The organism is Stenotrophomonas sp. STK17_22 (genome assembly GCF_051983905.1).
Lineage (GTDB): Bacteria > Pseudomonadota > Gammaproteobacteria > Xanthomonadales > Xanthomonadaceae > Stenotrophomonas > Stenotrophomonas maltophilia_A.
This window is the reverse complement of sequence record NZ_CP197010.1, coordinates 5,218,218-5,236,738: the sequence shown is the minus strand read 5'-3', so window position 1 is coordinate 5,236,738 and position 18,521 is coordinate 5,218,218. Positions and strand designations below refer to the sequence as shown.

General features: G+C 66.8%; 16 protein-coding genes. 9 read left to right on the top strand and 7 right to left on the bottom strand.

The window, feature by feature from the left end; translation table 11 throughout:
• Window positions 1-255: 255 nt before the first annotated feature.
• From rpmH to ACSYS9_RS24255, 6 genes are all read left to right on the top strand, one after another.
• On the top strand, window positions 256-396 hold the full coding sequence (gene rpmH, locus ACSYS9_RS24280; protein ID WP_005411729.1) for a 50S ribosomal protein L34: 141 nt from the start codon (window positions 256-258) through the stop codon (window positions 394-396).
• A gap of 5 nt (window positions 397-401) precedes the next feature.
• Window positions 402-896: a ribonuclease P protein component gene (gene rnpA, locus ACSYS9_RS24275; protein WP_081352321.1), complete on the top strand. Its 495-nt coding sequence runs from the start codon at window positions 402-404 to the stop codon at window positions 894-896.
• Complete coding sequence (gene yidC, locus ACSYS9_RS24270; protein ID WP_005414969.1) at window positions 896-2,611, top strand: membrane protein insertase YidC; 1,716 nt, start codon at window positions 896-898, stop codon at window positions 2,609-2,611. The genes rnpA and yidC overlap by 1 nt, the downstream gene beginning before the upstream one ends.
• A gap of 150 nt (window positions 2,612-2,761) precedes the next feature.
• Entirely contained in the window at window positions 2,762-5,434 is a 2,673-nt protein-coding gene (locus tag ACSYS9_RS24265; RefSeq protein WP_071228669.1) for a polysaccharide deacetylase family protein, read from the top strand.
• Between the two features lie 3 nt (window positions 5,435-5,437).
• On the top strand, window positions 5,438-6,787 hold the full coding sequence (gene mnmE, locus ACSYS9_RS24260) for a tRNA uridine-5-carboxymethylaminomethyl(34) synthesis GTPase MnmE (protein WP_071228670.1): 1,350 nt from the start codon (window positions 5,438-5,440) through the stop codon (window positions 6,785-6,787).
• 199 nt (window positions 6,788-6,986) lie between these two features.
• Complete coding sequence (locus ACSYS9_RS24255) at window positions 6,987-8,102, top strand: glycerophosphodiester phosphodiesterase (protein WP_071228671.1); 1,116 nt, start codon at window positions 6,987-6,989, stop codon at window positions 8,100-8,102.
• A gap of 112 nt (window positions 8,103-8,214) precedes the next feature.
• Here the strand turns inward: ACSYS9_RS24255 and ACSYS9_RS24250 are convergent, their stop codons facing one another.
• Complete coding sequence (locus ACSYS9_RS24250; RefSeq protein ID WP_071228672.1) at window positions 8,215-8,985, bottom strand: rhomboid family intramembrane serine protease; 771 nt, start codon at window positions 8,983-8,985, stop codon at window positions 8,215-8,217.
• Window positions 8,986-9,078: 93 nt separating this feature from the next.
• Complete coding sequence (locus ACSYS9_RS24245; protein ID WP_005411722.1) at window positions 9,079-10,041, bottom strand: TerC family protein; 963 nt, start codon at window positions 10,039-10,041, stop codon at window positions 9,079-9,081.
• A gap of 365 nt (window positions 10,042-10,406) precedes the next feature.
• Between ACSYS9_RS24245 and ACSYS9_RS24240 the strand changes: the two genes are divergently transcribed.
• Both ACSYS9_RS24240 and ACSYS9_RS24235 read left to right on the top strand, forming a co-directional pair.
• Window positions 10,407-11,576 (top strand): class I SAM-dependent rRNA methyltransferase, encoded by a 1,170-nt coding sequence (locus tag ACSYS9_RS24240; RefSeq protein WP_032128500.1) that lies wholly within the window; start codon window positions 10,407-10,409, stop codon window positions 11,574-11,576.
• A gap of 124 nt (window positions 11,577-11,700) precedes the next feature.
• A complete protein-coding gene (locus ACSYS9_RS24235) occupies window positions 11,701-12,942 on the top strand; it encodes a dipeptidase (RefSeq protein WP_071228673.1) in 1,242 nt (413 codons plus the stop codon).
• Between the two features lie 93 nt (window positions 12,943-13,035).
• Here the strand turns inward: ACSYS9_RS24235 and ACSYS9_RS24230 are convergent, their stop codons facing one another.
• The 5 genes from ACSYS9_RS24230 to ACSYS9_RS24210 form a co-directional block, all read right to left on the bottom strand.
• Window positions 13,036-14,463 (bottom strand): amino acid permease, encoded by a 1,428-nt coding sequence (locus ACSYS9_RS24230; protein ID WP_032128498.1) that lies wholly within the window; start codon window positions 14,461-14,463, stop codon window positions 13,036-13,038.
• A gap of 177 nt (window positions 14,464-14,640) precedes the next feature.
• The gene (locus ACSYS9_RS24225; protein ID WP_256201316.1) at window positions 14,641-15,330 is read right to left on the bottom strand and encodes a suppressor of fused domain protein; all 690 of its coding nucleotides are present in this window, start codon (window positions 15,328-15,330) and stop codon (window positions 14,641-14,643) included.
• A gap of 5 nt (window positions 15,331-15,335) precedes the next feature.
• Entirely contained in the window at window positions 15,336-15,764 is a 429-nt protein-coding gene (locus ACSYS9_RS24220) for a hypothetical protein (protein ID WP_071228675.1), read from the bottom strand.
• Window positions 15,761-16,390, bottom strand: a complete 630-nt coding sequence (gene leuE, locus ACSYS9_RS24215) for a leucine efflux protein LeuE (protein ID WP_005411716.1) — start codon at window positions 16,388-16,390, stop codon at window positions 15,761-15,763. Before leuE ends, ACSYS9_RS24220 begins: the two co-directional genes overlap by 4 nt.
• A 15-nt stretch (window positions 16,391-16,405) precedes the next feature.
• Window positions 16,406-17,377, bottom strand: coding sequence for a LysR family transcriptional regulator (locus ACSYS9_RS24210; protein ID WP_032128494.1), 972 nt, complete (start codon window positions 17,375-17,377; stop codon window positions 16,406-16,408).
• A 91-nt stretch (window positions 17,378-17,468) separates the two neighbouring features.
• On the opposite strand from ACSYS9_RS24210, the gene ACSYS9_RS24205 reads away from it, so the two are divergent.
• A complete protein-coding gene (locus tag ACSYS9_RS24205; RefSeq protein WP_049400347.1) occupies window positions 17,469-18,476 on the top strand; it encodes a zinc-binding alcohol dehydrogenase family protein in 1,008 nt (335 codons plus the stop codon).
• Window positions 18,477-18,521 lie beyond the last annotated feature (45 nt).

Sequence of the window (18,521 nt, the reverse complement as noted above, 5' to 3'; positions counted from 1 at the left end):
CAGCAATAATCGTCCGGTGGCCGGGGCATGGACGCGACAAGGCGCCCAAACACAGGCCGGAAAGGGGGGAAATGGATGGCTCAGACTACCACCGAGCGCCCGCCTTCGGAATGCTTGTCCCCTACTTATTCACAAAAACATCCACAGCTATTGCACAGCCCGGTGAATTCGCGTAGCTGCCAAGGGTTGACTTGGGGCGGGGTACCTCTCTAGAATTTCCGGTTCTTTCCGTCCCATTCATACGAGAGGCCCCCAATGGCCACGAAGCGCACCTACCAGCCCAGCAACCTCAAGCGTAAGCGCGACCACGGCTTCCGTGCCCGTATGAAGACCGCTGACGGCCGCAAGATCCTGTCGCGTCGCCGCGCCAAGGGCCGCAAAGTCCTGAGCGCCTGATTGCCATGCCGCACATCGCGGCAGACGCAATCCCTTCGACAGTGAATACTGCAGACCCGCGCAAGCGATTCCCTCGCTCTGCGCGGGTTCGCACGCGTGCCGAATACTCAACGGTCTTCAACGGCGCCCGCCGTGTGTCCGATCCGCTGATGACCCTGCACTGGCTGCCGGCTGACCGGCAGGCCAGGCTGGGTCTGGCGGTTTCCCGCAAGGTTGATCCGAACGCCGTCGGGCGTAACCGGATCAAGCGCGTCCTGCGCGACATCCTGCGTCAGACACGTACCGACATCCAGCCAGGCGACTTTGTCGTCGTGGCTCGTAGTGCTGCGCGTTCCGCCAGCAACGACGAAATCCGCCAGGCCTTCCTGCGCCTGCTGCGTCGCCTGCGTGCATTGCCCACGCCGGGCGTGGACGGCACAATGCCGCCGCCTGATGGCATCGCAACTCCTTCTTTGACCGAGCCGGCATCGCGTCCCGGCCCCGCCGAGCCTGTCCGCTGATGAACCAGACCCGCGTATTCCTCATTTTTGCCTGGCTGATGGTGGCCGTGCTGCTGTGGATGGAGTGGAGCCGTGAAAAGGCTGCTCCGACCCCGGCACCAACCACCACGTCGGCCCCGGCCGCCGCACAGAGTGTTCCGGGCGCGAACCCCGGCGCCATCCCCAGCGCCCAGGTGCCGGGCGCCCCCGGCCAGGCCGCCGCACAGGCCCAGGCCAGCGCTACCCCGGCCAGCCAGCGCGTGACCGTCACCACCGACGTGCTGCGCCTGGTGCTCGACGGCGGCCGCGTGCTTGATGCCGAGCTGCTGCAGTTCCCGCAGACCAAGGACGAAGGCAGCCCGCCGGTCCGCCTGCTGACCGAAGACCCCGCGCACCCGTACAGCGCGATCAGTGGCTGGGCGAGCGAAGACAAGAACACCCCGGTCCCCGGCGCTGACGGCTTCAAGCTGGTGGGTGACACCAAGGACTTCGTGCTGGCCAAGGGCCAGAACGAGCTGCAGATCCCGTTCGTGTGGACCGCCGACAACGGCGTGACCATCAAGCGCACGCTGACCGTCTCGCGCAACGAGTATGCCGTGCGCTTCAAGGATGAAGTCAGCAACGCCGGCGCCGCGCCGTGGAACGGCTACGTCTACCGCACCCTGGACCGCACCCCGACCATCCTGTCGCGGAGCATGACCAACCCCGATTCCTTCAGCTTCAACGGTGCCACCTGGTACGACAACGACAAGAAGTACCAGCGTCGTGCGTTCAAGGACTACCTGGAAGACGGCACGCTGAACCAGAACATCACCGGCGGCTGGCTGGCGATGCTGCAGCACCACTTCTTCACCGCCTGGATCCCGCAGAAGGACCAGACCGCGCACTACGTGCTGTCGCAGGTGGCCGGTCGTGACCTGATCGAAGCGCGTGGTCCGGCCTTCACTGTGGCCCCGGGTCAGTCCACCAGCACCGAAGCCCGCCTGTGGGTCGGCCCGAAGCTGGTCAACCTGATCGCCAAGGAAGACGTGCCGGGCCTGGACCGCGTGGTCGACTACAGCCGCTTCTCGATGATGGCGGTGATCGGCCAGGGCCTGTTCTGGGTGCTGAACCAGGTGCACAAGCTGGTCGGCAACTGGGGCTGGGCGATCGTCGGCCTGGTGGTGCTGCTGAAGCTGGTGCTGTACCCGCTGTCGGCGACCCAGTACAAGAGCGGCGCCAAGATGCGTCGTTTCCAGCCGCGCATCGCGCAGCTGAAGGAACGCTATGGCGATGACCGCCAGAAGTTCCAGACCGCGATGATGGAGCTGTACAAGAAGGAAAAGATCAATCCGATGGGCGGCTGCCTGCCGATCCTCATCCAGATGCCGATCTTCTTCGCCCTGTACTGGGTGCTGGTGGAATCGGTCGAACTGCGCCAGGCGCCCTGGTTCGGCTGGATCCAGGACCTGACCGCACGCGACCCGTACTTCATCCTGCCGGTGATCAACGTGGCGGTGATGTGGTTCACGCAGAAGCTGACCCCGGCACCGGGCATGGACCCGATGCAGCAGAAGATGATGCAGTTCATGCCGCTGGTGTTCGGCGTCATGATGGCCTTCATGCCGTCCGGCCTGGTTCTGTACTGGGTGGTCAACGGCGGCCTGGGCCTGCTGCAGCAGTGGTGGATGACCAAGCGCCATGGCGGCGAGCCAGTCCCGGCCACCACCGCCCCGGCCCCGGTCAAAAAGAAGTAATCCGACCGGCAGGTCGCCGGCTTCGTAGAGTCGACCTTGGTCGACTGCCATTGAGCCCCGACCGACCCGCAGAAGCCCGCCGCAAGGCGGGCTTTTCGCATGCGGCGTTAGAATCGCCGGCACACCGTTCCTCCATCCATCGAGTCCGCCATGCCGCGTGCGTCGTCGTTCCGCCTGTTCCTGCCGTCGCTGTTGTTGACCCTGGTCGTTGCCGGCTGTGGCGACAAGGACGCGAAGGCGCCGGCGACCACGGTCACCCAGCCCAGCGCGCAGGCCGCGGCCGCCGCCGATCCTGCCGCTGCACCGTTGCTGGCCGCGCTGCAGAAGCAGCTCGACGGCTACCGCCGCATCATCGTGCTGCTGGCCGACGAGGAACAGCAGTCGGCTGCCGACCGCGGTACCTCCACGCGCGTGGGCCAGCAGCTGTTCCACGATGGCCTGGAACAGCGCAGGGCCATCGCCGCGCAGTTCGACACGCTGCTGCGCGGCTCCAGTCCGCAGCGCTTCGCCACCCTCGGCACCGTGCTGGACTACATCGAGTCGGCGCCGGAACTGTTCGACGCCGACCGCCTGGCCTTCCGTGAAGTGCTGCGTGACCTGCATGAGCGGGTCGGCACCGATTCCTCGCTGCCAGCGGTGAAGCTGCACCAGCGCATCGGTGAGGATCTGGAAGCGCTCGATGAGATCGAGCGCAACTACAACCAGGAACTGACCCGCATCTTCAGCCGCTTCGAGCGCACCCGCGCCATCGAGTTGAAGCGTGAGAAGTGGGACGACTACATCGCGCACCTGCACAAGGACTACAGCCGCGAAGCGATCCTGCGCGACTATGGCGTGATCGAGCCGTACCCGATGTCGATGAAGGACAGCGACCGCGAGATCTTCGGCCGCGACCTGCCGGCCAAGACCGTGGTGCTGACCTTCGACGATGGCCCGCACAAGGCCTACACCGATGAAGTGGTGGCCATCCTCAAGCGCTACGACGTGCCGGGCGTGTTCTTCGAAGTGGGCCGAAACCTGGGCAAGGTCGAGGCCGATGGGAAGGTCAGCCTGGGCCCGATGGCGAAGATCAGCCGCAACCTGATGGAGGAGGGCTACGCTGTGGGCAACCACAGCCTGACCCATGCCCAGCTGTCGCGCACCACCGGTGATGCGCTGCGCCAGCAGGTACTCGACACCGACACGCTGCTGAAGGACGTGGACAGCAAACGCGCGCCGCTGTTCCGCTTCCCGTACGGCGCGCGCAACGCCGAAGGCCTGCAGCTGCTCAACGAGGCCGGGCTGAAGTCGATCATGTGGAACATCGACTCGATGGACTGGGCCGACCCGGTACCGGAGTCGATCGTGCAGCGCGTGCTCGACCAGGTGAACAAGGAACAGCGCGGCATCATCCTGTTCCACGACATCCACGATCGTGCGGTGAAGGCGCTGCCGCAGATCCTCGACCGGCTGATCGCCGATGGCTACCAGTTCGCCGGCTGGAATGGCCGCGACTTCACCGTCGCCCGTGCGCGAAAGGGCGACGCCGGTGCCGCCACCGTCACCACCGGCTACGAGAAGTCGTGGGCGATCGTGGTCGGCATCGACAACTACGCCAAGTGGCCGAAGCTGGAATACGCCAGCCATGATGCTCAGGCAGTGGCCGATACCTTGACCGGGCAGTTCGGCTTCCCGTCCTCGCAGGTGATCGTGCTGAAGAACGAGCAGGCCACCCGCAACAACATCCTGGCCGCCTTCCACGACCGCCTGGCCGACGACCGCACCGGCAAGAACGATCGCGTGTTCGTGTTCTTCGCCGGTCATGGCGCGACCCGCCAGCTCGCCTCCGGGCGCGACCTCGGCTACATCATTCCGGTCGATTCGGATCCGAAGGAATTCGCCACCGACGCGATCGCGATGACCGACATCCAGAACATCGCCGAAAGCATGCAGGCCAAGCATGTGATGTTCGTGATGGATGCCTGCTACAGCGGCCTGGGCCTGACCCGTGGCGGTCCCTCGTCGTCGTCGTTCCTGCGCGAGAACGCGCGACGCAGCGCGCGGCAGATGCTGACCGCCGGTGGTGCCGACCAGCAGGTGGCCGACGCCGGCCCGAACGGCCACTCGGTGTTCACCTGGGTGCTGCTGCAGGCATTGGCCGGCAAGGGCGACCTCAACGGCGATGGCCTGATCACCGGTACCGAACTGGCCGCCTACGTGGCGCCGGCGGTCTCGGCGGTCTCGCACCAGACCCCGGCCTTCGGCAGCCTGCCCGGTTCGCAGGGCGGCGAGTTCGTGTTCCAGGTGCCGGACAGCCAGGAATTCCTCAACGCCGATACGCGCCAGCTGACCGCCGATGCGATCGCGCTGAACAACAAGGTTGATGCTGCCAGCGAAGCAAAGGGCAGCCAGGCGCCGGTGACCGTGGCCGACCTGCAGGGCGGCAAGGCCAAGCTGGTGGTGCCCACCGCCGGCCCGGCGTCCGACCGCCAGCGCGCGCAGCAGGCCAATGACCGTGGCCTGCAGCTGTACCGCGAGAAGCAGTACGACGAAGCGGTAGCCCAGTTCACCGAGGCGCTGAAGCTGCGCCCGGACTTCGCCCAGGCCGCCAACAACCTCGGCTTCGTCTACTACCGCCAGCAGCGCTATGCCGAAGCGGCGCGCTGGCTGGAGAACACACTGAAGATCGACCCCTCGCGCGCCGTGGCCTATCTCAACCTGGGCGACGCCTACTTCAACGCCGGCGACAAGGCCAAGGCCAAACAGGCCTACACCACCTACCTGGCCCTGCAGCCGCAGGGCAGCGGCGCGGCCCAGGCACGTGCGCAGCTGGAGAAACTCTGAGCCATGAACGACGCGATCCGCACCGACACCATCGTGGCCATCGCCAGTGCGCCCGGCGCGGGTGGTGTTGGCCTGCTGCGCCTGTCCGGCCCGCGTGCCGCAGCGATTGCCAATGCGCTGGGTGCACCTGCACTGCGCCCGCGCCACGCGCACTACGCGCGCCTGCGTGATGCCGACGGCGAGGTCATCGACGATGGCATCGTGCTGTGGTTCCCGGCACCGAACAGCTTCACCGGCGAAGAGGTGGTGGAACTGCAGGGCCATGGCAGCCCGGTGCTGCTGCAGCAGCTGGTCGCGCGCTGCATCGCGCTCGGTGCGCGCCAGGCGCGGCCGGGTGAGTTCAGCGAACGGGCGTTCCTCAACGGCAAGCTGGACCTGGCCCAGGCCGAGGCCATCGCCGACCTGATCGCCGCGGGCGACAACCGTGCCGCGCGCGCTGCACGCCGTTCGCTGGATGGTGTGTTCTCGCGCCGCATCGACGCGGTGGTCGAGCAGTTGGTGCTGCTGCGCATCCATGTGGAAGCAGCGATCGACTTCGCCGACGAACCGCTGGATACGCTTGGTGGGGCACAGGTGCGGCGTGGCCTGGAGCAGGCGCGCGGCGATCTTGCCCTGCTGCGGCGGGATGCCGAGCGCGGCCGCCGCCTGCGCGATGGCCTGCATGCGGTGCTGATCGGGCCGCCGAATGCCGGCAAGAGTTCATTGCTCAATGCGCTGGCCGGCAGCGAACGCGCCATCGTCACCGACATCGCCGGCACCACCCGCGACACCCTGCGCGAGACCATCCGCCTGGACGGCTTGGAGCTGACCCTGGTCGACACCGCCGGCCTGCGCGACGGCGGCGACGCCATCGAACGCGAAGGCATGCGCCGCGCGCATGTGGAAATCGAGCGTACGGACCTGGCGCTGATCGTGCTGGATGCGCGCGATCCAGCGGCCGGCAAAGCGGCGCTGGGCGATGCCGTGGCGGCGGTGCCGCACAAGGTCTACATCCACAACAAGTCAGACCTGCTGACGGCGCTGCCGACACTGGACGATCCGGATCGGGTGTTCGTTTCGGCCGCCACCGGCGCCGGGCTCGACGATCTGCATGCGCGTCTGCGTTCGATTGCTTCGGCCGGGGCAGGGGAGCAGGTGGATGGCGAGTTTTCCGCGCGCACGCGGCATGTGGATGCAATCGAGCGTGCGCAGGAGCACGCGCAGCGCGCCGACGGCGAGCTGGCGCACGAGCACCTGGAGCTGGCCGCCGAGGAACTACGGCTGGCGCATGACGCGCTGGGTGAGATCACCGGGCAGATGAGTGCCGATGACCTGCTGGGGAGGATCTTCTCCAGTTTCTGCATCGGCAAGTAAGGCGGAGCTCTGGTAGGTGCCAACCTTGGTTGGCACAGGGCGTCCGGGTCATCGACGCCCGCTGGCAGAGCGCCGACCAAGGTCGGCGACTACCAGATACATGGGTCGGAGCCCCTGCGGGGATCCGACCCCAGGTCCCCCACCTGTCACATTGCCGCCGCATACTGACGCCCATCACATACCGCTTGGGGAAGTCGCAGTGAAGTCGTGGGGTTGTGCGTTGCTGTTGTCGCTGGCCGTGGCACCATCGGTGGCCATGAGTGCTGAATCCTCCACCCCGGCCGCGCACAAGGTGTCGGTCTATGGCCACCGCGGGGCAAGCGCACTGCTGCCCGAGCACACCCTGGCGGCCTATGCGCAGGCCATCGCCGATGGCGCCGACTACATCGAGCCGGACCTGGTGATGACCAGGGACGGAGTGATGGTGGCCCGCCACGAGAACGAGATCAGTGGCACCACCGATGTCGCCTCGCATCCGGAATTCGCCAGCCGCCGCACCAGCAAGGTCATCGACGGGCAGAAGGTCGATGGCTGGTTCACCGAAGACTTCACCCTGGCCGAGCTGAAGACGCTGTACGCGCGTGAGCGCCTGCCGGAACTGCGCAGCACCGCCTACGATGGCCAGTTCCGCATCGCCAGCCTGGACGAGATCCTCGCATTCCTTGTCCAGCAGGCCGGGCGTGCCAACCGTGGCATCGGCCTGGTGCCGGAGATCAAGCACCCGACCTACTTCCAGTCGATCGGCCTGCCGATGGAAGACAAGCTCCTGACCGCGCTGCGTGGCAATGCCTATACCAACGTCGGCCCGGTCACCATCCAGTCGTTCGAGACCGCCAACCTGCGCTACCTGCGCGGCAAGATCCCGCGCGGCAGCAACATCCGCCTGCTGCAACTGCTGTGGAAGGGCGACACCCAGCCGGCCGACATCGCCAAGGCCGGTGGCACGCTGACCTACGCGCAGATGATGACGCCGGCAGGACTGAAGGACATTGCCAGCTACGCCGACAGCATCGGCCCGGAACTGCGCTCGATCATTCCGCTGGACGCCAAGGGCGCGCTGAGCACTCCGACCACGCTGGTACAGGACGCACATGCTGTGGGCCTGATGGTGATTCCGTACACCTTCCGTCCGGAGAACCACTTCCAGGCCAGCAACCTGCGCAAGGGCGCCGACAACGCGCGCAATGCCGAGGGTTCGATTGCCGAGATGCGTGCCTATCTGGCTATCGGCATCGATGCCTTCTTCACCGATGACCCGGCACTGGGCCGGCAGGCGGTGGATGGGATGGGCGCGGCAGGGAATGCGGCGAACTGACGGACTCTGGTAGGTGCCAACCTTGGTTGGCGCACAACAACCGCGCCGACCAAGGTCGGCTACTACCGGTTCATGAGGGTGCCGGCCAGCGGCCGGCACTACCGGGGCATTTTCAGCCGCGCGGCTCGTCCGGCCGGCGGAACGGGATCACCACGTAGTCCTGGCCCTCGCGCGGCTGCCACAGCACCGGCACGCGCTGCGGTGACGGCGGCTCCAGCTCGTCGTCGGCCAGCGGTTCGACGTCTTCTTCTTCGTCTTCCCAGCTGTAGCGCGGGCGCGGCGGCAGCGGGTCGGCGTTGCGGAACAGCAGCGCAGCAATGATGCCGGCGAAGGCGCCGCCCATGTGCGACTGCCAGGACACACCATCGGCGTGCGGCAGGATGGTCATCAGCATGCCGCCGTAGAACAGCATGCCGATCAGGCCGGTGGCGATGGCCGCGCGGTCGCGGCGCAGCAGGCCCAGGCTGGCCAGCAGGAACATCAGGCCGTGGGTCACGCCGCTGGCGCCCAGGTGCACGCTGCCCGGATTGCCCAGCATCCACGCACCGATGCCCGAGCCCAGCCACAGCAGGGGCAGGGCGCGCACGGTGGCTTTCGGGTAGACGCTGCCGGCCAGCGTGCCGAGGATCAGGATCGCGATGCTGTTGGCGGCGATGTGCTCGACCGAGGCATGCAGCATCGGGCCGCCGATCAGGCCAAGCAGGCCCTTGGCTTCCAGCGGCGCGACCGCCCAGGGCCGCCAGTCGAAGGTGCCCTGCAGGGCGAACACGGCCACCAGCACCAGCACGGCGGCCAGGCTGACATTGAACGCCCGCAGGATGCGCGAGCGGTCATTGCGGGGGGCCGGTACGTCGCCGGCGGGCAGGGGCGCGTTGTTGTCCATACCTCAGCAATGGCGGTGACTGGCGCGAAACCAAGGCCACCGCAACGGGAGAGTGGGTGCGGCCGGCGGGACAATCCCGCCGGCCGGCCATGATCAGGCGTGGCCGGAGCCTTCCTTCGGCGGATACTTCAGGCTCAGTACCACGGTGGCGGCGATGATCACCGCGACCACGCCCAGCGACACCGGGGTCGGGATCTTGAACAGGTCGATGATCATCATCTTGATGCCGATGAAGCCCAGCACCAGCGCCAGGCCATACGGCAGCAGGTGGAAGCGGTCGGCCATGCCGGCCAGCAGGAAGAACATCGCGCGCAGGCCCAGCACCGCGAACACGTTGGAGGTGAGCACGATGAACGGGTCGGTGGTGATCGCGAAGATCGCCGGGATGCTGTCCACGGCGAAGATCACGTCGGTGACCGCGATCAGGATCAGCACCGCGAACAGCGGGGTGAACCAGCGCACGCCGTCGCGCTTCACGCTCAGTGCGTTGCCGGCATAGTCCGGCAGCAGGCGCAGGTGCTTGCGCATCCAGCGCAGGGCGGGATTGGTTTCCAGGTCCGGCTCCTGGCCGGCGGCGAACCACATCTTCCAGCCGGTGAACAGCAGGAAGGCGCCGAACACGTAGAGCAGCCAATGGAACTGGCTGATCAGCACGCTGCCGGCGAAGATCATGATCGTACGCAGCACGATCGCACCCAGGATGCCGATGATCAGCACCTTCTGGCGCTGCTCCTCCGGCACCGCGAAGTAGCTCATGATCATCAGGAACACAAAGATGTTGTCGACCGCCAGCGCCTTCTCGACCAGGTAGCCGGTCAGGAACTCGAGGCCGACCTTGTTGGCCACCACCTGGCCGGCGGTCTCATTCAGGTAGTACCAGAGGCCCGCATTGAACAGCAGGGCCAGCGCAACCCAGCCGATGGACCACCACAGGGCCTCCTTGAAGGTGACCTTGTGCGGCCCACCATGGCGCATCAATACGAGGTCGACCAGCAGGGCGATGACCACCACCGCTGCGAAGCCGCCCCACAACCACACGTTACCGATCGTCTGCATTGGGAATGTCCGTTGGAAAGATGAATGCCAGGCCGGACGGCGAGGATCTGCAACGGAGGATCGGGAGGGGGATCCAGGGACAGAGCTTCGCCAGTACGGCGAAGGTCTCGCTCGCAGTTCCAGTCGGCTGGAACTGCCGTTGCACCGGAGCCTGCGGGCTCGAAATGACGGCGACAACGTCTGGGAGCTACTCCCCTTCTGGCGCCGATTCTGCGGCCTGGCCGGGCTGCCGTCAAATGCCGGGCGGCCGGGGCCCCCGCCCTGGTAGATGCCAACCTTGGTTGGCACGCCTTGCCCGGGCCGTTCAGCAACGCCCGTCGCGCCAGCTCGACTCTACGAAAGCGCCCCCCGGCTACAATAGGTGGATGAATACCCCCCTTCCGATTGTCCGCCTCAAGAATGCGTGGCGTTCCAGCCACCCGTGGATCTTCCAGAAACTGGTCGAGAAGCCGACCGTCCGGCCCAAGCCCGGTTCCATCGTCGACGTGGTCGGCATCGACGGCGAGTTCATTGGTCGCGGGTTCTACAACGGGCACTCGCGCATTGCCGTGCGCATCCTCGAAACCGACCAGAACGTGCCGGTCGATGCTGGCTGGTTCTCGCGCAAGATCGCCCAGGCGGTGTCGCTGCGCCGTGAGGTGCTGAAGCTCGACGCGGTGTCCGACGCCTGGCGCGTGGTGCACAGCGAGGGCGATGGCTTGTCCGGCCTGGTGGTGGACCGCTACGGCGATCTGGTGGTGGTCGAATTCTTCGCCGCCGGCATGTTCCGCCACCGCGAGTGGATCTACGACGCCCTGCGCGAGCAGTTCCCGGGCTGCCGCTTCCACAGCTTCGCCGACGAGCACGTGCAGAAGCAGGAAAGCTTCGACTTCCACGGCAACACCACCACCGAAGCGGCGGTGATCACCGAGTACGGCATCAAGTTCCGCGCTGACCCGGCCGGTGCGCACAAGACCGGCTTCTTTGCCGACCAGCGCGAGAACCGCGAGTGGCTGAGCCAGCAGGTGGAAGGCAAGAGCGTGCTCGACCTGTGCTGCAACACCGGCGGTTTCGCCGTGTACGCGGCGGCGCGTGGTGCCACTGAAGTGGTCGGCATCGACATCGATGAAGACGTCATCCAGATCGCCAAGGGCAATTCGCGCCTGAACAACGTGCGCCCGAAGTTCGTCCAGTCCGACATCTTCCCGTGGCTGCGCGACGCCGCCAACCGCGGTGAGCAGTACGACGTGGTGATCCTGGACCCTGCGAAGATGACCCGCGACCGCGACCAGGTCATCACTGCGCTGAAGAAGTACCTGGACATGAACAAGCTGGCGCTGGGCGTGGTGAAGCCGGGCGGCCTGTTCGCCACGTTCTCCTGCACCGGCCTGGTGGCCGAGGACCAGTTCCTCGACATGCTGCGCCGCGCGGCCTATTTCTCCGGCCGCACGATCCAGATCCTGAAGGTGGCCGGCGCCGGCCCGGATCATCCGTTCATGGCCCACGTGCAGGAATCGCGTTACCTCAAGGCCGTGTTCTGCCGCGTGGTGGACTGATTTCCAGATGTAGAGTCGAGCGATGCTCGACTCGCGGTGCCTGATCAGTCGAGCACAGTTCGACTCTACAAATCCGCGGTCCGCAGCGCTATGGTCGGGCTCTTCCCATTGCCGGTGAGAGCCCATGCCATCGTTGAGCCACCTGTCCGTCGTGCTTGCCCTGGCGCTGTGCGCGCCACTGTCCGCCCACGCCATCGAGTTCAGCGCGCAGGAGCTGGCCCGTGCCAAAGCGCTGCAACAGCGCCTGGTCACCCTCGACAGCCATCTGGATACGCCGGCCAACTTCGGTCGCAGCGGCTTCGACATCGAGCAGCGTCACGACCGCAACGCGCTTTCGCAGGTCGACTACCCGCGCATGGTCGAAGGTGCGCTGGACGGCGGTTTCTGGGCGATCTACACCGATCAGGGCGACCGCAGCCCCGCCGCGCACCTCGCCGAGCGTGACCATGGCCTGCAGCGGCTGCTGGAGATCCGCGAAATGCTGGCGGCCAACCCCGAGCGCTTCGCGCTGGCATTGACCGCCGATGACGCGGCGCGGATCAAGGCCGCCGGCAAGCGCGTGGTCTACATCAGCATGGAAAACGCCAGCCCGCTGGTGGAAGACCCGAGCCTGCTGTCGTTCTACCACCGCGCCGGCCTGCGCCTGCTCAGCACCGTGCACTTCGCCAACAACGAGTTCGCCGATTCGGCCACCGACCCCAAGGGTGCGGAGTGGAAAGGCCTGAGCCCGGCCGGCAAGGATCTGGTGCGGCAGGCGGTGAAGCTGGGCATCGTGATCGACCAGTCGCATGCGTCCGACGCGGTGTTCGACGACCTGCTGGCGATGATGCCGGTGCCGTTCGTGCTCTCGCACAGCTCGGCCAAGGCGGTCTACGACCATCCGCGCAATCTGGATGACGCGCGCCTGCGCAAGCTGGCCAAGGCCGGCGGTGTGATCCAGGTGAACGCCTATGGTGGCTACCTGATCGACACCGCAAAGACGCCCGAGCGCAAGCAGGCCGAGGAAGCGCTGAGCAAGCAGCTGGGTGGCTGGGAAGGCATGGGCATCGAACAGGGCGTTACCCTGCTGAAGGCCGAGCAGGCGCTGGACCACGAGCACCCGGTGCGCCATGCCAGCCTCGACGACTTCTTCGCCCACTTCGAGCACATCCTCAAGGTGGTCGGCCCCGAGCACGTGGGCATCGGCCTGGACTGGGATGGCGGCGGTGGCCTGAGCGACCTGCCCGATGTCAGCCAGCTGCCGAAGATCACCGCGTGGCTGCTGCGCAAGGGCTATACCGAGAAGCAGATTGCCGGCATCTGGGGCGGCAACCTGCTGCGCGTGATGCGCCAGGCGCAGGACTACGCTGCGAAGCAGGGCGGTTGACCGCCCGGCGGTAGTGCCGGCCGCTGGCCGGCACTGGCCGTATCAACAGGATGCGAGGTGCCGGCCAGCGGCCGGCACTACCGGTGAATCCGGTTATTTCGCGATCAGCGCGTGGCGGCGGCTGTACAGGAAGTACAGCACCAGGCCGGCCAGGTTCCACAGCAGGAAGTACAGCTGGGTGCTGTGCGGCAGGCTGAGGAACAGGTAGATGCAGCCCAGCGCGGCCAGCGGACCGACCACGAAGGCCAGCGGGGTACGGAAGGTACGTTCGCGGTTCGGCTCGCGCAGGCGCAGCACCACCAGGCAGATGCCCACGGCGGTGAACGCGGCCAGGGTGCCGGCATTGGCCAGGGCGGCGATCTCATCCAGGCGGGCCACGCCGGCCAGCGCCGACACCACTACCGCGGTGAACAGCGTGGTCGCCACCGGCGTGCCGGTGCGTGCGTTGACCTTGGACAGGCCACGCGGCAGCAGGCCATCGCGGCTCATCACGAAGAAGATGCGGCTCTGGCCGTACAGGAAGGCCAGCAGCACCGTCGGCAGCGCGATGATCGCGATCACGCCGATCACCATCGCCGCGGTCGGATGGCCCAGCTGGCGCATGATCAGGGCCAGCGGCTCGGCGCTGTGGCCGAACACCGCGTAGCTCATCGCACCGACCGCGGCCAGCGCCACCAGCACGTAGACGATGGTGCAGCCGATCATCGAACCGATGATGCCGATCGACAGGTCGCGGCCGGGGTTCTTGGTTTCCTCGGCGGCGGTGGAGATCGCATCGAAGCCGTAGAAGGCGAAGAAGATGATCGCTGCCGCCGCCATTACGCCGTGTTCGACGCCATCAGGGCCCATCGACTTGGCAAAGCCATACGGCATGAACGGCTGCAGGTTGGCGCTGTCGAAGGCGGGCAGGGCCACGGCCACGAAGATGGCCAGCGCGATCAGCTTGAACACCACCAGGATGGCATTGAGGGTGGCGCTTTCCTTGGTGCCGGCCATCAGCATGCCGGCCACCAGCCAGGTGATGACGATCGCCGGGAGGTTGATCATGCCGCCTTCCACGTGCGGGCCGGCTGCGAGCCACGCTGGCAGGTGCACGTTCCAGCCGAACTGGGTGTGGACCCATTCGAGGAAGCCGACGAAGTAGCCGGACCAGCCCACCGCCACGGTACTCACCACCAGTGAGTACTCCAGGATCAGGCTCCAGCCCACCACCCAGGCGAACACCTCGCCCAGCGCGCTGTAGCTGTAGGTGTAGGCACTGCCGGCGGCCGGCATCATCGTCGACAGCTCGGCGTAGGACAGTGCCGCGCAGGCGCAGACCGCACCGGCGATGGCGAAGGAGATCAGCACGGCCGGGCCGGCCAGGTTGGCACCGACGCCGATCAGCGTGTAGATGCCGGTACCGACGATGGCGCCAATACCCAGCGCGATCAGGTGCGGCCAGCTGAGCGTCGGGATCAGGCGCCTGCCGGCTTCGTGGACGGTGACGGAATCTAGGGACTTGCGCCGGAACAGGGACATGCAGGCCTCGGAAGGGGTGACTAAGAACGACAAGTTCCCGAGTGTGACCGAACGCAGCGCAGCATTACCACTGACGGGGGTCATGCGAGGGTCAGATGCGTCACCGGCGCGGCTGCACTCCGAGCATTCTGCCGGAATCGGCACAAATGCTGGCAGGATTCGAAATGATTCGATCCCTCAAGGCGAGCCGGGAGGCGCTTGAAGCGTGAGAGCAGGGGCCAGATCGATGCTGACCCGCTGCGGATCAACCACTGGCGCCGCACCTTGGGTTCTCAACTGGGCCACCAGCACTTCGAAGCCCTGGGCGCGGCCGAACGCATGCTCGTCCAGGGTCAATGGCAGCAGCTGCAGGAAGTCGAATCGTCCCGATGGCAGTTGCTGGGGTCCAGGAAAATGCAGTGACGGAACGAAGACGGCCGCCTGCAGCATGCTCCCTGCGTGATCCACCGGCCCCCCCAGCTTCAGCCGGTCCCATGGCGCCAACGGATTGCCGGGCATGCGTGAGTGGCACAGCAGCAGGTGGTACGCGGTGAACCAGCGCAAGGTGGTCAGTGCCCAGGTCGCTTCTTCCTGCGTCTCAAGCATCAGTTCGATGCCCAACCCCGAATCGCCATCTTCGTGCCGCCCTTCCCAGGGGTTGGACAGGTCGGAGCTGACATAGATCCAGTGCGTTCGATCACCGTGCGGAGGGCAGGCATTGACGCCGACATGCAGCCAGCGCGGGTCGATCTGGTCCTGCTTGAAGACGTTGCGCAGCAGATCCATGTCGATCGGATAGATCCCCGGCCCGGTATCGCCGAACAACCGCCGGTACAGCGTCTCCTCCCGATATTCCCAGCTGCGCTCCAGCAGGGTGTCGTCGTCCATGGTGCTCACTCGGCCACCTTGCCGGGCCAGCGGCAGCCGTCTTCCTGCCAGGCCTCGACGTCATCGTGGAAGGTGGTGCGACGTCCGTCGCGGCTACGCTCGTAGCTCAGGTCCAGCACCAGCGCGCCCTGCGTGCTCAGCAGGTAGCGGCCGTTGAGGCGTCCGTCGATGCGTTCTTCCCAGACGCTGTCGAACTGGTACGGGCGATCTTCGGCCAGCACCGTGGTCTCCATTGAAACCCGGCGCAGCAGCAGGCGTTCGCGCTGCCCGGCATAGCGAACGTCGGCCTGGCCGTCATCCAGCCAACGCCATTCCAGATGGATGCCGTCATTGCGGCCGCCGCTCAGGCAGCGATGATCCTGTGCGGTGGCCGCCGGGGCGGTCGTGTTGGCCAGAAGCAGCAGGGCGCCCATCGCCGTCGGCCAGGGTTTCATCCGTTCAACCCCAACCGGATGCCGAACCCGACAAGGAACAGGCCGGCCACCCGGCGCAGCGCATCGCTGATGCGCGGATGCTGGATCAGGCGGCGACGGGCCAGGTTGCCCACGCCGATCAGCATCGAGCAGTAGGCGATGCTGACCACCAGGATGATGCCGGCCAGGGCCGCGAAGGTAGCGATGCCCTGGTGTGCCTTCGGATCGATGAACAACGGCAGGAAGGCCATGTAGAACAGGATCGCCTTCGGGTTGAGCAGACTGACCAGGATCGCCTGCTGGAAGTAGCGCCCCGGCTGCATGCGGATCGGGCCGGCGTCGCCGCCCTCGTGCTTCGGCGTGCGCAGCAGGCTGATGCCGACCCATACCAGGTAGGCCGCACCCAGGTACTGCACCGCGTGGAACACCAGCGGGTTGGCCTTGAGCAGCGCCGCCACGCCCGCCAACGCCAGCCACATCAGGATCTGATCGCCGACCAGCAGGCCGGCCAGCGCGGTATAGCCACCACGCACGCCGCCACGGCCTGTGGCGGTCAGCAGCGTGAAGGTGCCGGGGCCGGGCAGGGCGAGAAACACCAGCACAGCGACCAGAAACGTCCACAGGTCCTGGATGCCCATCCACGGCATGGCGGCGTTCTCTTGTTACGGGGGGCCGCCATTGTCGGCCAGTGCCGCCGTTGGCGACAGGGGGCGGGTGAGGCCAGTGGGCATGCCAGACAGCAGCGGTTGCAGGTGCTGGCGCAGCTGCGCATGCAGTTGCCGTACCGCGGGCGAGAACTGCTTGCGGTGCGGACATACCAGCTGCAGCGGGATGCTGCTGCCAACACCATCGAGCAGCAGCTGCAGGCGCCCGGCCAGCACGTCCTCGCGCAGGTCCAGCCAGGACTTGTAAGTGATGCCTTCGCCGGCCACGGCCCAGCGTCGCACTACATCGGCGTCGTCGCAGACCAGCGGACCGCGCACCGGAATCACGCTGCGACGCCCGTCGACCTCGAATGACCAGCGATCGTAGGCGCGGCCGTTGAGTTGATAGACCAGGCAATCGTGCTCGCGCAGATCCTCCAGGCGGGTGGGCGTGCCACGCCGCTGCAGGTAGCCGGGCGAGGCGGCCAGCACGCGTCGATTGCCTTCCAGCAGCGGCAGGGCGACGTAGCTGGCGTCGTCGAAGTGGCCGATGCGGATGGCCACGTCGACCGGGTCGCGGAATACATCGGCCACCTCGTCGGACAGGCGCAGGTGCAGGCGCAGCCGCGGGTGCGCGGCGCGGAAGGCGCTCAGCCAGGGCAGCAGCAGGTTGCGGCCGAGGTCCGAGGGCGCCGACAGCTGCAGGGTGCCGTGCAGCTCGGTGTCCTCGCCCTGCACGCGCGCCTGGCCCTCGCGCAGGGTGGCCAGTACCTCCTGCGCATACGGCAGGTACAGCGCACCCTCGCCGGTGAGGCGCAGGCTGCGGGTGGTGCGCACGAACAGGCGCAGGTCCAGCTCGCGTTCCAGCCGCGCCACCGCCGCGGCGACCTGCCCGGGCAGCAGGTCGGCCTCGCGCGCTGCCTGCGAGAAGCTGCCCAGTGCGGCAGTGCGGACGAACAGCTGCAGATCGTCGAAGCGGATCATCTTCATTGCCAGAGTGAAAGTGCTGCCCGATTCTGCGCCTTTCTGCGGGAGCGCGTGCGGCGCAACCTGTCGCCTCCTTCCCCACTGGACCGCTACCATGCGCGCCATTGCCTACACCCAAGCCGGCCTGCCGATCGATGATGCCCAGGCCCTGATCGACATCGAACTGGAGCTGCCGCTGCCCGGCCCGCGTGACCTGCGCGTGGCGGTACGTGCGGTGGCGGTGAACCCGGTCGACACCAAGGTCCGTCGGGGCGTGGCCACCGATGGCCCGCGCGTGCTGGGCTGGGATGCGGTCGGCATCGTCGACGCGGTGGGCAGCGAGGTGACCCTGTTCCAGCCCGGCGATGCGGTCTACTACGCCGGCGTCATCGATCGCCCGGGCAGCAACGCCGAGTACCAGCTGGTGGACGAACGCAGCGTCGGCCGCAAGCCGGCCAGCCTCGACGATGCCGCCGCCGCCGCGCTGCCACTGACCGCGATCACCGCCTGGGAACTGCTGTTCGACCGCCTGCGCATCCCCGAGGGCGGTGGCGAAGGCCAGACCCTGCTGGTGATCGGCGCTGCCGGCGGTGTCGGTTCGATCCTGGTGCAGCTGGCGCGGAAGCTGACGAAACTGACGGTGATCGGCACCGCCTCGCGTCCGGATACCCAGGACTGGGCGTACGCAATGGGCGCACACCATGTGATCGACCACAGCCTGCCGCTGGCCGAGGGCCTGGCGCGGCTCGGCATCAGCGAGGTGCAGCACGTGGCCAGCCTGACCCACTCCGACCAGCACTACGCGCAGATCGTGGAACTGCTGGCGCCGCAGGGCCAGCTGGGGCTGATCGATGATCCCGGCCAGGTCGACGTGATGGCGCTCAAGCGCAAGGCGTTGTCACTGCACTGGGAGTCGATGTTCACCCGGCCGCTGTACAAGACCGCCGACATGCAGCGCCAGCATGACCTGTTGAACCGAGTGGCCGAGCTGATCGACACAGGCGTGCTGCAGACCACCCTGGGCGAGCATTTCGGGCGCATCGACGCGGCCAACCTGCGGCGTGCCCACGCGCTGCTGGAGAGCCACCGCGCCAAGGGCAAGATCGTGCTGGAAGGCTGGTAAGGCCCGGTTTTTCCTGTGGAGCCGAGCCTGCGCCCGGCTCTACAG

What these genes read in the sequence shown, in the direction of transcription:
- ACSYS9_RS24235 (WP_071228673.1), top strand. Translation starts at nt 11,701, where the DNA reads ATGCCATCGTTGAGCCACCTGTCCGTCGTGCTTGCCCTGGCGCTGTGC.
- rnpA (WP_081352321.1), top strand. Translation starts at nt 402, where the DNA reads ATGCCGCACATCGCGGCAGACGCAATCCCTTCGACAGTGAATACTGCA.
- mnmE (WP_071228670.1), top strand. Translation starts at nt 5,438, where the DNA reads ATGAACGACGCGATCCGCACCGACACCATCGTGGCCATCGCCAGTGCG.
- ACSYS9_RS24250 (WP_071228672.1), bottom strand. Translation starts at nt 8,985, where the DNA reads ATGGACAACAACGCGCCCCTGCCCGCCGGCGACGTACCGGCCCCCCGC.
- ACSYS9_RS24210 (WP_032128494.1), bottom strand. Translation starts at nt 17,377, where the DNA reads ATGAAGATGATCCGCTTCGACGATCTGCAGCTGTTCGTCCGCACTGCC.
- ACSYS9_RS24245 (WP_005411722.1), bottom strand. Translation starts at nt 10,041, where the DNA reads ATGCAGACGATCGGTAACGTGTGGTTGTGGGGCGGCTTCGCAGCGGTG.
- yidC (WP_005414969.1), top strand. Translation starts at nt 896, where the DNA reads ATGAACCAGACCCGCGTATTCCTCATTTTTGCCTGGCTGATGGTGGCC.
- ACSYS9_RS24205 (WP_049400347.1), top strand. Translation starts at nt 17,469, where the DNA reads ATGCGCGCCATTGCCTACACCCAAGCCGGCCTGCCGATCGATGATGCC.
- ACSYS9_RS24220 (WP_071228675.1), bottom strand. Translation starts at nt 15,764, where the DNA reads ATGAAACCCTGGCCGACGGCGATGGGCGCCCTGCTGCTTCTGGCCAAC.
- leuE (WP_005411716.1), bottom strand. Translation starts at nt 16,390, where the DNA reads ATGCCGTGGATGGGCATCCAGGACCTGTGGACGTTTCTGGTCGCTGTG.
- ACSYS9_RS24230 (WP_032128498.1), bottom strand. Translation starts at nt 14,463, where the DNA reads ATGTCCCTGTTCCGGCGCAAGTCCCTAGATTCCGTCACCGTCCACGAA.
- ACSYS9_RS24240 (WP_032128500.1), top strand. Translation starts at nt 10,407, where the DNA reads ATGAATACCCCCCTTCCGATTGTCCGCCTCAAGAATGCGTGGCGTTCC.
- rpmH (WP_005411729.1), top strand. Translation starts at nt 256, where the DNA reads ATGGCCACGAAGCGCACCTACCAGCCCAGCAACCTCAAGCGTAAGCGC.
- ACSYS9_RS24225 (WP_256201316.1), bottom strand. Translation starts at nt 15,330, where the DNA reads ATGGACGACGACACCCTGCTGGAGCGCAGCTGGGAATATCGGGAGGAG.
- ACSYS9_RS24265 (WP_071228669.1), top strand. Translation starts at nt 2,762, where the DNA reads ATGCCGCGTGCGTCGTCGTTCCGCCTGTTCCTGCCGTCGCTGTTGTTG.